General features: G+C 62.1%; 8 protein-coding genes, 1 rRNA gene and 1 pseudogene. 8 read left to right on the forward strand and 2 right to left on the reverse strand.

All coding sequences use genetic code 11. The features are described from left to right. The 7 genes from rrf (at position 1) to FIV39_RS29305 (ending at position 11,798) form a co-directional block, all read left to right on the forward strand. Positions 1-115: ribosomal RNA gene (gene rrf / locus FIV39_RS29275) — 5S ribosomal RNA — on the forward strand. A 135-nt stretch (positions 116-250) separates the two neighbouring features. Then, positions 251-3,700 (forward strand): exodeoxyribonuclease V subunit gamma, encoded by a 3,450-nt coding sequence (recC, locus tag FIV39_RS29280; RefSeq protein WP_090400769.1) that lies wholly within the window; start codon positions 251-253, stop codon positions 3,698-3,700. After that, complete coding sequence (gene recB / locus FIV39_RS29285) at positions 3,697-7,371, forward strand: exodeoxyribonuclease V subunit beta (RefSeq protein WP_090400768.1); 3,675 nt, start codon at positions 3,697-3,699, stop codon at positions 7,369-7,371. The genes recC and recB overlap by 4 nt, the downstream gene beginning before the upstream one ends. Further along, complete coding sequence (recD, locus tag FIV39_RS29290) at positions 7,368-9,473, forward strand: exodeoxyribonuclease V subunit alpha (RefSeq protein WP_090400767.1); 2,106 nt, start codon at positions 7,368-7,370, stop codon at positions 9,471-9,473. Before recB ends, recD begins: the two co-directional genes overlap by 4 nt. A 12-nt stretch (positions 9,474-9,485) precedes the next feature. Further along, a complete protein-coding gene (locus FIV39_RS29295; protein WP_090400766.1) occupies positions 9,486-10,052 on the forward strand; it encodes a YfiR family protein in 567 nt (188 codons plus the stop codon). After that, on the forward strand, positions 10,049-11,302 hold the full coding sequence (locus tag FIV39_RS29300; RefSeq protein WP_090400765.1) for a diguanylate cyclase domain-containing protein: 1,254 nt from the start codon (positions 10,049-10,051) through the stop codon (positions 11,300-11,302). Before FIV39_RS29295 ends, FIV39_RS29300 begins: the two co-directional genes overlap by 4 nt. Before the next feature lie 4 nt (positions 11,303-11,306). Continuing rightward, positions 11,307-11,798 carry an OmpA family protein gene (locus FIV39_RS29305; protein WP_090400764.1) on the forward strand — a complete coding sequence of 164 codons (492 nt, stop codon included), beginning with the start codon at positions 11,307-11,309 and terminating at the stop codon, positions 11,796-11,798. 127 nt (positions 11,799-11,925) lie between these two features. Here FIV39_RS29305 and FIV39_RS34155 read toward each other — a convergent pair. Both FIV39_RS34155 and FIV39_RS29310 read right to left on the reverse strand, forming a co-directional pair. Beyond that, positions 11,926-12,003 (reverse strand): annotated as a pseudogene (locus FIV39_RS34155) (DUF3077 domain-containing protein); the annotation flags it as partial. 5 nt (positions 12,004-12,008) lie between these two features. Then, positions 12,009-12,956, reverse strand: coding sequence for a LysR family transcriptional regulator (locus FIV39_RS29310; protein WP_053134031.1), 948 nt, complete (start codon positions 12,954-12,956; stop codon positions 12,009-12,011). Between the two features lie 131 nt (positions 12,957-13,087). Here FIV39_RS29310 and FIV39_RS29315 point away from each other — a divergent pair, with 131 nt between their 5' ends. Then, the gene (locus tag FIV39_RS29315; RefSeq protein WP_090400763.1) at positions 13,088-14,605 is read left to right on the forward strand and encodes a CoA-acylating methylmalonate-semialdehyde dehydrogenase; all 1,518 of its coding nucleotides are present in this window, start codon (positions 13,088-13,090) and stop codon (positions 14,603-14,605) included. Positions 14,606-14,607: the final 2 nt, after the last annotated feature.

The raw sequence follows: 14,607 nt of genomic DNA on the forward strand, positions 1-14,607 counted from the left end.
TTGACGACCATAGAGCATTGGAACCACCTGATCCCATCCCGAACTCAGTAGTGAAACGATGCATCGCCGATGGTAGTGTGGGGTTTCCCCATGTGAGAGTAGGTCATCGTCAAGATTAAATTCCGAACCCCATTTGCGAAAGCAGGTGGGGTTTTGTTTTGCTCGGTCGAAAAGTGCGAAGAGGCGCCTCGGGGTGGCCTTCAGTGCTAAAGTCCATGCCCTCGATTTTGCTTTTCCCAAGGAAGCCGTTATGCCGGATGCGACGTCCCTCAGCGCTGGATTCATGGTGGTTCACGGCAACCGCTTGGACGAACTGCGCAGCCTAGTGGTGAGTTGGATGCGTCGTTACCCCCTGGCGCCCCTGGAAAACGAAATCGCCCTGGTACAAAGCAACGGCATTGCCCAGTGGCTCAAACTGGCCTTGGCTGAAGATCCGGAAGATGACGATATGGGGGGCTGCGGAATCGCCGCAGCCATCGATGTACAGCTCCCTGGCAGCTTCATGTGGCAGCTTTACCGCATGGTACTGGGACGTGACGAAATCCCTCCAAAATCCCTGCTCGATAAAGCCCCGCTCACTTGGCGCCTGATGCGCCTGCTCCCGGAACTCATCAATCAACAGCACTTCGAGCCGTTGCAGCGCTTCTTGACCCACGACTCTGATCTGCGCAAACGCTACCAACTGGCGGAACGACTGGCGGACCTGTTCGACCAATACCAGGTCTACCGTGCCGACTGGCTGGAGGACTGGGCCGCTGGCCGTCATCAATTGCGTAACGGTCGAGGCGAATCAAAGCCACTTAACCCTGCCAACTGCTGGCAGGCCGAGTTATGGCGTGCGCTGTTGTTGGACGTAGGTGAAGAGGGCATGGCTGAAAGCCGCGCCGGCGTGCATCAGCGCTTCATCGAACGTATCAATACACTTGAGGAGGCACCGAAGGGACTGCCTTCTCGGGTGATTGTCTTCGGGATCTCGTCCTTACCCGCCCAAGCGCTCGAAGCGCTGGCCGGTCTGGCCCGTTTCAGTCAAGTCCTGCTGTGTGTGCACAATCCGTGTCGCCACCATTGGTCCGACATCGTGGCCGACAAAGACCTGCTGCGTAACGAATATAAACGCCAGGCGCGCAAAGCCGGAATGCCCGTTACCATCGACCCACAAACCCTGCACCAGCATGCCCATCCGCTGCTGGCCGCCTGGGGCAAACAAGGTCGCGACTACATCAGCCTGCTGGACAGTTACGACGATCCCAACAGCTACCGCGCGGCTTTTCGCGATGGTCGAATCGACCTGTTCAGCGACAGCGAGCCCACCACACTGCTCAACCAGCTTCAGGACGACATCCTCGAACTACGCCCACTCAATGAGACTCGTGAGCTATGGCCCGCTGTCGATTTAGTGCGTGATACATCCATCCGCTTCCACATTGCCCACAGCGCCCAACGCGAAGTGGAGATTCTCCACGACCAATTGCTCCAACGCTTCAGCGCCGACCCCATGCTTCGCCCAAGGGACATCATCGTCATGGTCCCCGACGTCGACAGCTATGCGCCGCATATTCGCGCGGTATTCGGTCAACTGGACAGAATCGATCCCCGCTTCATCCCCTTCACCCTGACCGATCAAGGCCAGCGCGGCCGCGATCCCCTGCTGATCGCCGTCGAACACCTGCTCAAACTCCCCGATAGCCGCTTTCCCGTCAGCGAGATTCTCGACCTGTTGGACGTCCCGGCCTTGCGCGAACGCTTCGCTATCAAGGAGCGCGATCTGCCTACGCTGCACCGCTGGATTGAAGGCGCCGGTATCCGTTGGGGGCTCAACGCCGAGCAACGCGCGGGTCTCGGTCTGCCGAGTGAGCTGGAACAAAACAGCTGGCGATTTGGCCTTCGCCGTATGCTTCTAGGCTATGCCGTCGGCACCGGTGCGGCCTGCGAAGGCATTGAGCCTTACGACGAAATCGGCGGGCTTGATGCGGCCTTGATCGGCCCGCTGGTCGCTTTACTCGATGCGCTCAGCGATGCCCATCAAGCGCTGTCACAACCCGCAGCGCCCCACGAATGGGGCGAACGTCTGCAACGCCTGATGCAACTATTCTTTCTACCCAGCAGCGAGCACGACGACTACCTGTTGGGTCAGCTTGAGCACCTTAGAGAAACCTGGTTGGAAACCTGCGAGTCCGTCGGCCTGCAGGATGAGTTACCGCTTACCGTAGTCCGCGAAGCCTGGCTGGCCGGCCTGGACCAAGGCCGTCTGTCCCAGCGCTTCCTCGCCGGAGCTGTCAATTTCTGCACCTTGATGCCCATGCGCGCGATTCCATTCAAGCTGGTGTGCCTGCTCGGCATGAACGACGGCGACTACCCACGCGCCCAGCCACCGCTGGATTTTGACCTGATGGGCAGCGACTACCGTCCCGGCGACCGTTCGCGCCGCGAAGACGACCGTTACCTGCTACTCGAAGCCCTGCTGTCCGCCCGCGATCAGCTTTATATCAGCTGGGTCGGCCGGAGCATCCGCGATAACAGCGAGCGCCCGGCCTCTGTACTCATTGGCCAATTGCGGGACCATATCGCCAGTGGCTGGCACAACGCACAAGAAACGCCGCTACTGGACGCGATGACTCAGGAACACCCGCTTCAACCCTTCAGCGCCCGCTACTTCCACGACGGTGATCCGCTGTTCAGCTACGCCCGCGAATGGCAGTTACTCCACGAAGCAGCGGATACCGTGTCAAAAGAAGACCCACTGGCGCAGCACCAACAAGAAGAACCCCTGAGCCTCGGCCAGTTACAGGATTTCCTGCGCAACCCGGTCAAACACTTCTTCAGCCAGCGTCTGAAAGTGTTCTTCGAAGCCGCCGAAGTACCGTTGGCCGATGAAGAGCCCTTCGTGCTTGACGCGCTGCAACGCTACAGCCTGAGCGATAGCCTATTGAACGCTGCGCTGTCCCAGCCCGAGCACCTCGACCAGGCCCTCAACGCCCAGGCCCTGCGGTTGCAAGGCAGTGGCTTGTTGCCGATGGTCGGCTTCGGCGAGTGCCTGCGCAACGAACTTATTGAGCCCTTGCCCGACTTGTTGCAACGCTACCAGCACTTGCTGGCTCTCTGGCCAACGCCACACACCGCTGCAGAACCGATCAGTTTCGAGCATCAAGGTATAGCGCTGGAAGGCTGGATCAGCGGGCTGCATCGACGCAGTGATGGCGGATTGTTAAGTGTGACCACCATCCCCAATAGCATCGGGTCGATCAAAACACGCAAATGGCATCGCCTGATCCGTCCCTGGGTCAATCATGTGGTGGCCTGCGCCTGCGGCCTGTCGTTGAGCACGGGGTTGGTGGCCAGTGACGATACGTTGCTACTGGCCCCGCTGGATCAGCCCATCGCCCGGGAAATCCTCGGCAACCTGCTGTTGGCCTGGCACAACGGCATGAGCGAACCGCTCCCGGTCGCCGTCAAGACAGCCTTCGCCTGGCTCAGCCAAACCGATCCGGCCAAAGCCCACGCCGCCGCGAGCAAAGCCTATGAAGGCGACGGCCTGACCACCGACGGTGAGCGCCGCGAAACCCCGGCGCTCACCCGACAGTTTCCCGATTACGCCGCCCTGGTCGCCAGCGAAGAATTCGAAGGCTGGTGCGAAACCTTGTATCGACCGCTCATCAACGCCCCATGGCGATCACTCACAGGCGAGGAGGCCGGCGCATGAGCAGCAAACCCTTGGCCCTGGCCTTCCCGTTGCATGGCAGCCAGCTGATTGAAGCCAGCGCCGGCACCGGCAAGACCTTCACCATCTCCGCCTTGTACCTGCGCCTGGTCCTTGGCCACGGTGGTGATGAGTCCGGTTTCGGTCGTGAACTGTTACCGCCGCAAATCCTCGTGGTGACCTTTACCGATGCCGCCACCAAAGAGCTGCGTGAGCGCATCCGCATTCGTTTGGCCGAAGCCGCGCGTTTCTTTCGCAAGGAGATTGAACAGCCCGACACGTTGATCGCCGACCTGCGTGCGCAATACCTCCCCGAGCAATGGCCCGCCTGCGCCAACCGCCTGGACATCGCTGCCCAGTGGATGGATGAAGCGGCGGTTTCCACGATTCACAGTTGGTGCCAGCGCATGCTGCGCGAACACGCGTTCGACAGCGGCAGCCTGTTCACCCAGACCTTGGAAACCGATCACAGCGACCTGCTCGGCGAAGTGCTGCGCGATTATTGGCGGCTGTTTTGCTACCCGATGCACGACGACGCGCTCAATTGGGTACGCAGCAACTGGGGCGGCCCGGCCGCGTTGATGCCACGCGTACGCGCACTGTTCGGCAGTGAGCGGCCGACCGACGAGCCCCGCGAGCCCGCCGAGCTGATCAACGCCTGCCTGCAAGAGCGCCGCGAAGCGCTGGTCGCACTCAAAGCCCCTTGGCAGCAATGGGCTGCCGAGTTGCGCGAAATCTGCCTGCAAGCCGTGGCCGCCAAAGCCGTCGACGGCCGCAAGATGCAAGCGCGTTACTTCGAGCCCTGGTTCGAAAAGATCAGCGCCTGGGCCGCTGACGAAACCCTCGAGCAACTGGACATCGGCACCGGCTTCACCCGCCTCACCCCCGACGGCATGGCCGAAGCCTGGAAGGGCGACCCGCCGCAACACCCCGGCATCGACGCCATGGCCAGCCTCAAGGCCGCCCTCGACGCGCTGCCAACCCCCGACGCCGCCGTGTTGCAACACGCAGCCGGTTGGGTCGGTAAACGCTTCGAAGAAGAAAAACGCCGTCGTGCCGAAATGGGCTTTGACGACATGCTGATCCGCCTCAACGCCGCCCTGCAAGCCGATGGCGGCGAGCGCCTGGCCAGTGTGATCCGCGAGCAGTTCCCGGTGGCCCTGATCGATGAATTCCAGGACACCGACCCGGTGCAATACAGCATCTTCGACAGCATCTACCGTATCGAAGAGAACCACCTCGACAGCGGCCTGTTCCTGATTGGCGACCCCAAGCAAGCGATCTACGCCTTCCGCGGCGCCGATATCTACACCTACCTGCGCGCGCGTAAATCCACGATCGGCCGTCATCACACCCTGGGCACCAACTTCCGTTCCAGCCATGCGATGGTCGAGGCGGTGAACCATGTGTTCCAGCGGGCGGAAACGGGCCGGGGCGCGTTCCTGTTCCGGGAGTCGAATGGCGACAACCCGGTGCCGTTCCACCCGGTGTTATCCCAAGACCGCAAGGAGAAGTTGCAGGTCGACGGCCAAACGTTGCCGGCGATGAACCTTTGGCACCTGCCCACCGACCAGCCGGTTTCCAACGCTGTATACCGCCAACAACTGGCCGGCGCCTGTGCAACGCACATTGTCGAGTTGCTCAACGGCGGGCAGCAAGGTACGGCGGGTTTCCTGCAAGCGGACGACAGCTTCAAAGGCGTACTGCCGTCGGACATCGCCATCCTCGTGCGCGACGGCAAGGAAGCCCAAGCCGTGCGCGCCGAGTTGGCCGCCCGTGGCGTGCGCAGCGTGTACCTGTCGGATAAGGACTCGGTCTTCGCCGCCCAGGAAGCCCACGATCTGCTCGCCTGGCTCAAGGCCTGTGCCGAGCCGGACGTCGAGCGGCCGCTGCGGGCAGCCCTGGCTTGCGTCACCTTGAACCTGTCACTGCCGGAACTGGAGCGTCTGAACCAGGACGAACTGGCGTGGGAAAGCCGCGTGATGCAGTTCCGTGGCTACCGCGCGATCTGGCGTACCCAAGGCGTGCTGCCGATGCTGCGTCGCCTGCTGCACGACTTCAAGCTGCCGCAAACCCTGATTGCCCGTAGTGACGGTGAACGTGTGCTGACCAACCTCTTGCACCTCAGCGAGTTGTTGCAACAAGCCGCGTCGGAACTGGACGGTGAACAGGCGTTGATCCGTCACTTGGCCGAACACCTCGCGTTGTCCGGCCAAGCCGGTGAAGAGCAAATCCTGCGCCTGGAAAGTGATGAGCAACTGGTCAAGGTCGTGACCATTCACAAATCCAAGGGCCTGGAATACGACCTGGTCTTCCTGCCTTTCATCTGCTCGGTCAAGCCGGTCGACGGTAGTCGCCTACCGCTGCATTACCACGATGAACACGGCAAATCCCACGTCAGCCTGCGCCCGACCGCCGAGTTGATCGCCCAGGCCGACGATGAGCGCCTGGCCGAAGACCTGCGTTTGTTCTACGTGGCCCTGACCCGCGCCAAACATGCCTGCTGGCTCGGCGTCGCCGACCTCAAGCGTGGCAACAGCAACAGCTCGGTATTGCACCTGTCAGCGTTGGGTTACTTGCTCGGTGCCGGTGCGTCGTTGAGCGAATCCGCCGGCCTCGCGCGTTGGCTGCTGGATCTTCAGGACGGCTGCCCGGCCATCCACTACGCCGCTGTGCCCGACGCCCAAGACATCCTGTTCCACCCGCCGCGCAACACCGCCAACTTGCTCGCTCCCTTGTTGCCTAAGCGCAAGGCCGCCGAGAACTGGTGGATCGCGTCCTACAGTGCCTTGCGCATTGGCGACAGCATGAGTGTCGCCCACCTCGAGGCGCCCGAAAGCCCACAGGCGCAAAAGCTGTTCGATGACGAACGCCTCGATCCCGACGCACCGCGTGAAGTGGCGGCGTCCGGCGCAGACATTCACCGTTTCCCACGCGGTCCGAACCCCGGCACCTTCCTTCACGGTCTGCTGGAGTGGGCCGGGGAAGAAGGCTTCAATGTGACGCCGCAAGCCATCGAACACGCCGTAGGCGCGCGCTGCAATCGCCGCAACTGGGAAGGCTGGATCGTCACCCTCAGCCACTGGCTGGGCCATCTGCTGCAAACGCCGCTGCCGGTGGATAACGACCAGGTCGCGCTGAGCAACCTGCAGCACTACCAGATCGAAATGGAGTTCTGGTTCGCCAGCCATAAAGTCGACGTGCTTGCCCTCGACAAGCTGGTGTGCCAGTACACCCACGATGGCGTCTCCCGTGTCTCAGCCGAACCGGTGCTGCTCAACGGCATGTTCAAGGGTTTTATCGACCTGACTTTCGAACACGATGGCCGCTATTACGTGGCTGACTACAAATCGAACTGGCTCGGCCCCGACGATTCGGCCTACACCCAGGACGCCATGGAACAGTCGATCCTCGAGCATCGGTACGACCTGCAATACGTGCTTTACCTGCTCGCGCTGCATCGTCAACTCAAGGCACGCCTGCCGGACTACGACTACGACCGTCATGTCGGCGGCGCGTTGTACCTGTTCCTGCGCGGCACTCAGGCTGTCAGCCGAGGGGCGTTTTTCACCCGGCCGCCACGGGAACTGATCGAAAGCCTGGACCTGCTGTTCCAGGGTAAGCCCATCCCGCCCAAGGTTGAGCCCGCCTGGGAACAAGGAGTGTTGTTATGAGCCTGTCGCCGTTACCGCTTGAGGCGTTAGCGCCCTTGAGCCGCGCCGCCGACCTGGTGCACCTGCTGGAGCGTTGGGTTGAGCGGGGTTGGCTGCGGGCGTTGGACAAGGCCTTCGTGGGCTTCCTGCACGAACTCGATCCACACGCCGACCCCTTGGTGCTACTGGCGGCGGCGCTGACCAGCCATCAACTGGGCCACGGCCATGTGTGCCTGGACCTGTTCGAAACCCTCAAAGCGCCGGATTTTGCCCTGTCCTTGCCGCCCGAAGGCGACCTGCAAACCGGCGCCATGCTACTGCCGTCGCAGTTGCTCGACGGCCTCGACGGCGCCCACTGGTGCCATGCACTGGCCGTCAGCCCGTTGGTCGCCCTGGCGATGGACGGCAGCGAATCGGCACACAGCCGTCCCCTGGTACTGTCGGGAAAACGTCTGTACCTGCGCCGCTACTGGACCTACGAGCGACGCATCGACACCGCCTTGCGCCTGCGTCTCGCCACCCAGGAAAGCGTCGCCGCCGATTTGCCCCAGCGCTTGAATGGCTTGTTTGACCAGCCGGCGCCCGATGGCGTGATCGACTGGCAGAAACTCGCCTGCGCCCTGGCCACCCGCGGTGCATTCAGCATCGTCACCGGCGGGCCCGGCACCGGCAAGACCACCACCGTGGTGCGCCTGCTCGCGTTCTTGCAGGCGCCGGCCGTGGAGTCCGGCAGCCCGTTGCGCATCCGCTTGGCCGCGCCTACCGGTAAAGCCGCCGCGCGCTTGACCGAATCCATCAGCCAGCAAGTGCTGTCGTTGAAAGTGCCGCAAAGCGTGAAGGAAAAGATCCCGACCCAGGTCACCACGGTGCACCGCTTGCTGGGCAGCCGTCCGGGCACTCGGCACTTCCGCCATCACCTTGGCAACCCGTTGCCCCTGGATGTGCTGGTGGTGGACGAAGCCTCGATGATCGACCTGGAAATGATGGCTAACCTGCTGGACGCGTTACCGCCCCATGCCCGCCTGGTGTTGCTGGGCGACAAGGACCAACTCGCCTCGGTAGAGGCCGGCGCCGTGCTCGGTGATTTGTGCCGCGACGCCGAAGCTGGCTGGTACAGCCCCCACACCCGCCAATGGCTGCAAACCGTCAGTGGCGAAGACCTCAGCGCCAGTGGCCTGCACGAAGACCTTGATGGCAGCCATCCCCTGGCGCAGCAAGTGGTGATGCTGCGCTACTCGCGCCGTTTCGGCGAAGGCAGTGGCATCGGCCAACTGGCACGCTGGGTCAACCAGCAAAATGCCGAAGAGGCCCGCAAGCTGCTGGCCGCGGGCAGCCACCGCGACCTGTTCTGCGTCAGCCTCAAAGGCGAGCACGACCACGCCCTGGAGCGCCTGGTGCTGGACGGGCAGGGCGACGGCGCCGAGGGTTATCGCCATTACCTCAACCTGCTGCACAGCGCGCGGCCCGCCGTCGACACCCCGCGTGACGACCTCGCCTGGACCCAATGGGCACAACAGCTGCTGCAAGCCTTTGATGCGTTCCAACTGCTCTGCGCCGTACGCAAGGGCCCTTGGGGAGTGGAGGGGCTGAACCTGCGCATCACGGCCGCCTTGCGCAAAGTGCGGCTGATCGAGGGTGATGAGCAATGGTACGAAGGCCGCCCGGTGCTGATGACCCGCAACGATTACGGCCTGGGCTTGATGAACGGCGATATAGGCATCGCCCTCAAACTGCCTGAAAGCGATGGCGGGCCCCAGGTGCTGCGCGTTGCTTTCCCACGTAACGATGGCCAGGGCGGCGTGCGATTTGTACTTCCCAGCCGTCTCAATGATGTGGAAACTGTGTACGCCATGACCGTGCACAAATCCCAGGGCTCGGAATTCACCCACACCGCGCTGATCCTGCCGGACGCGCTGAACCCGGTACTCACCAAAGAGTTGATCTACACCGGTATTACCCGCGCCAAGCGCTGGTTCAGCCTGATCGAACCCCGTGGCGGCGTGTTTGAAGAGGCCGTGCGACGCAAGGTCAAACGCTTGAGTGGGTTGATGCTGGAGTTGGGTCAGGAGCCAGAAATATCTGATGCTGTGCTATCGTTGCGGCATCACCCCGAAAACACCTGAGAGTATCGCTGCATGAACGTGGCCGTCTCGCCTACAGAGCTTGGTTTGAGCTGGAGACGCCTGCTGCTGATGGCGGTTCTATGCCTGCTGGCGCCCCGCGTATTTGCCGAGGCTCCGGGCCCGGCTGACCAGCGCGCCCAGGCGGTCACCCAAGTCGTACTCGGTATCCTCAGCTATGCTCGCTGGCCAGTAGAGCCTGAGCAACTGCGCCTGTGCATCGTCGGCCCGACCCAATACACCGACGACCTGATCAAAGGCACCACCCAGGCCACCGGCCGTCCGGTGGTGGTGCAGCGCCTGCTGGTCGACCACCCCGATGTCGTCAACGCCTGCGATGCCGTGTACATCGGCAAACTCAGCAGTGACGAACGCAGCCGTCTGTTTGCCTCGTTGATCGGCCACCCGGTGCTCAGCATCAGCGAAGGCGGCGACCAGTGCACCGTGGGCAGCCTGTTCTGCCTGCGGGTAGGCGATGAGCAAGTGTCGTTTGAGGTCAACCTCGACTCGGTGGCGCGCAGCGGCGTGCGCATTCATCCCAGCGTGTTGCAATTGTCCCGTCGACGGGCACCTGCGCCATGAAAGTGCGACCGACCCTGCGTTCGGTCATCGGCCGAGGGCACCTGATCCTCGCGCTGATGGCGGTGACCCTGGCCAGTGTGTCCCTGACCCTGCTCGGCGTATTGGCGCTACGGGTCTATGCCGAACATAACCTGCACCTGATCGCTCGCTCCATCAACTACACCGTGGAAGCGGCGGTGGTGTTCAATGACCGCGCCGCAGCCACCGAAGCCCTCAGCCTTATCGCCTCAACCGAGGAAGTCGCCGAGGCCGAAGTATTCGATGCCAATGGCAAGCTGTTGGCGTATTGGACGCGCCCGGAAACCGGGATGCTGTCGCGGGTCGAACTGGAACTGGCGCACGCCTTGCTCGAACAACCCATCATCCAGCCGATCCTCCATCAGGGGCGAACCATCGGCAGCATTCATTTGACCGGCCACGGCGGCAGCCTGCTGCGTTTTCTGCTGAGCGGCCTGGCGGGAATCCTGATCTGCACCGCCCTCAGCGCCTGGGTCGCCCTGTACTTGGCGCGGCGTCTGTTGCGCGGTATTACGGAGCCGCTGCAAAGCCTCGCTGCCGTGGCCCACGCCGCCCGCAGCGAGCGCGACTTCGACCGTCGCGTGCCGCCGGCCCGCATCGCCGAACTGGACAGCCTGGGCAGCGACTTCAATGCCCTGCTGGGCGAGATGGAAGCCTGGCAAAACCACCTGCAAAGTGAAAACGAGACCCTTGCGCACAAGGCCAACCACGACAGCCTCACCGGCTTGCCCAACCGCGCATTTTTTGAAGGCCGCCTGATTCGTGCGCTGCGCAGCGCCGCCAAAGCCAAGGAACAGGTGGCTGTGCTGTACCTCGACAGCGACCGTTTCAAAGAGATCAATGACAGCTTCGGCCATGCCGCAGGCGATGCCGTGCTTGTGGCCGTCGCCGAGCGCGTGCGTGCGCAATTGCGTGAAGATGACCTGGTGGCGCGCCTGGGCGGCGATGAGTTCGCCATCCTGCTGGCACCGCTGTACAAGGTGGAAGACGCCCAGCGCATCGCCGACAAAATCATCGCCAGCATGGACATGCCGATTGTTGTGCCTGGCGACACCCAGGTGTTGACCTCCCTCAGTATTGGTATCGCCATCTACCCCGAGCACGGCGTCACACCCGGCACCTTGCTCAATGCCGCCGATGCGGCGATGTACCAGGCCAAGCGATTGTCCTCGGGTGGCCAGCAAACGGCGGAGTCGGAGAGCCCCGTCGTCAACGTTCAACACAGGAGTTGATCCCTTGTTCTCGACCGCGCGTTTTATGTTTATCACCCTGCTGGTGGCACTGCTCGCCCTTGGCGGCTGCCAAACAGCGCCCCACAAAGGCCTCACCCCGGCGCAAGTCGCCGTGCTCCAGCAACAAGGCTTCGAGCTTACCGATGACGGCTGGGCGTTCGGCCTGTCCGGTAAAGTGCTGTTTGGCAGTGATGTCGAAGCCCTTAACCAACCCAGCACCGACATCGTCCAACGCATCGGCAAAGCCCTGCTGGGCGTAGGCATCGAACGCGTACGCATCGACGGCCACACCGACGCATCGGGCAAGGAAACCTACAACCAGCAACTGTCCCTGCGCCGTGCCAAAAGCGTGGCGACGGTGCTGCAAGGCGTGGGCATGAAAGAAGAAAACATCCAGCTGCGTGGGCTGGGCAGCAGTAAACCGGTGGCCACCAACGACACAGCGGAAGGGCGCACCGAGAATCGGCGGGTGGCGATTGTGGTGATCGCGGACTGAGCCGGCAGTCCGATTTCAATCTGAAATCCAATCAAAATGTGGGAGGGGGCTTGCCCCCGATAGCAGTGTGTCAGCCAGTCCATTCGGTTCTGGCACTCCGCTATCGGGAGCAAGCCCCCTCCCACATTTAACTGCCCGGCGTCATCGCCTGCGTCAAGTCATCCACCACCGCTTTGCCCGTCTCACAGAGACACCGCGCAGCCCAGCCCTTTAATCCGCAAACCGAATCTCCCTTGTCTCCCCCATCAACAACCCCTGGTTCTGCTCCGTCACTTCCCTGATGTAATCCCACAACAGGGTGATCCGCTTGAGTTTGCGCAGATCCTCACGGCAGTACATCCAAAACTGGCGAGTGATTGAAATCTGCTCGCCTAGCACCGGCAGCAACCGTGGATCCTGAGCCGCCAGAAAGCACGGCAAGATCGCCATCGACCGCCCTTGCTGCGCGGCCACGTACTGCGCAATCACGCTGGTACTGCGCAAACTCGCGCTGGCGCCGGGCACTACGTTGGCCAGGTACAGCAACTCCGAACTGAACGCCAAATCATCCACATAGCTGATAAACGGATGCTCGGCCAAATCGGCCGGGCGTTGGATGGGCGGGTGTTGGTCGAGGTATTCCTGGGTCGCGTACAGCTGCAGTTTGTAGTCACACAGTTTGCAGCACACGTAGGGCCCGTGTTCCGGGCGTTCCAGGGCGATGACGATGTCGGCTTCGCGCTTGGACAGGCTGATGAAGTGGGGCAGCGGCAGGATGTCGACCGATATGGCCGGGTAGGTGTCGACGAAGTGGCTCAATTGCGGGGTGACGAAGAAGCTGCCGAAGCCTTCGGTGCAGCCCATGCGCACATGGCCGGACAGCGCCACGCCGGAGCCGGATACCTGCTCGCAGGCCATGTGCAGGGTGCTTTCGATGGACTCGGCATACCCCAGTAAACGCTGGCCTTCGGGGGTGAGGACGAAGCCGTTGGTCCGGGATTTTTCGAACAGCAGGGTACCGAGCGACACTTCCAATGAGCTGATGCGCCGCGACACGGTGGTGTAGTCCACCGCCAGGCGCTTGGCAGCGACGCTGGCCTTGCGGGTGCGGGCCACTTCGAGGAAAAACTTCAGGTCATCCCAGTTCAGGGAGCCCAGTGATGTGATGTTTTTTTGCATATTGGACCGGCTTTTATGTGCGTTCTTATTAGAGATTTGCACATCTATACTCCAAAAACAGTCCGAACGCCTCATTTCCCAAGGCGGTTTACGCGCCTTGTCTCTGTATAAATATAAAAGTTGGAGACCACATGAACGCATCTGCCGATATTTCCGTGCAACAGGTCAAGTTGCTGATCAAGGGTGAGTGGGTCGAGTCCAAGACCACCCATTGGCAAGACATCGTCAACCCGGCCACCCAGCAAGTGCTGGCCAAAGTCCCGTTCGCCACCGCCGATGAAGTCAATGCCGCCATCGACGCCGCTCATCAAGCCTTCCAGACTTGGAAGCTGACGCCGATCGGCGCTCGCATGCGCATCATGCTCAAGCTGCAAGCCTTGATCCGCGAGCACTCCAAGCGCATCGCCGTGGTCCTCAGCGCTGAGCAGGGCAAGACCATTGCCGATGCCGAGGGCGATATTTTCCGTGGCCTGGAAGTGGTGGAGCACGCCTGTTCCATCGGCACCCTGCAAATGGGCGAGTTCGCCGAGAACGTCGCCGGTGGTGTCGACACCTACACCCTGCGCCAACCCATCGGCGTATGTGCCGGCATTACTCCGTTCAACTTCCCGGCGATGATTCCGCTGTGGATGTTCCCGGTGGCCATCGCCTGCGGTAACACCTTCGTCCTCAAACCGTCCGAACAGGATCCGCTGTCGACCATGCTGCTGGTGGAGCTGGCGCTGGAGGCTGGCGTGCCGGCGGGTGTGCTCAACGTGGTGCATGGCGGCAAGGATGTGGTGGATGCGCTGTGCACTCACAAAGACATCAAGGCCGTGTCCTTTGTCGGCTCGACCGCTGTCGGCACTCACGTCTACGACCTCGCGGGCAAACACGGCAAGCGCGTGCAGTCGATGATGGGCGCCAAGAACCACGCCGTGGTGCTGCCGGATGCCAACCGTGAACACACCCTCAATGCCCTGGTCGGCGCCGGTTTCGGCGCGGCGGGCCAGCGCTGCATGGCCACCTCGGTGGTGGTGCTGGTGGGCGCGGCCAAGCAATGGCTACCGGACCTGAAAGCGCTGGCGCAAAAGCTCAAGGTCAACGCCGGTAGCGAAGCGGGCACGGATGTCGGCCCGGTGATCTCCAAGCGCGCCAAGGCCCGCATCCTGGAGCTGATCGAAAGCGGCGTGAAAGAAGGCGCCAAGCTCGAGCTGGACGGCCGCGATATCAAGGTGCCGGGTTTCGAGCAAGGCAACTTCGTCGGCCCGACCCTGTTCTCGGGCGTGACTACCGATATGCAGATCTACACCCAGGAAATCTTCGGCCCGGTGCTGGTGGTGCTGGAAGTCGACACCCTCGACCAGGCCATTGCGCTGGTCAACGCCAACCCCTTCGGCAATGGCACCGGCCTGTTCACCCAGAGCGGTGCGGCGGCGCGTAAATTCCAGAGCGAAATCGATGTGGGCCAGGTCGGCATCAACATCCCGATCCCGGTGCCGGTGCCGTTCTTCAGCTTCACCGGTTCCCGTGGCTCCAAGCTCGGCGACCTCGGCCCGTACGGCAAGCAAGTGGTGCAGTTCTACACTCAGACCAAAACCGTCACCAGCCGCTGGTTCGATGACGACACGGTCAACGATGGCGTCAACACCACCATCAACCTGCGCTGATT

Source organism: Pseudomonas grimontii (assembly GCF_007858185.1).
Lineage (GTDB): Bacteria > Pseudomonadota > Gammaproteobacteria > Pseudomonadales > Pseudomonadaceae > Aquipseudomonas > Aquipseudomonas grimontii.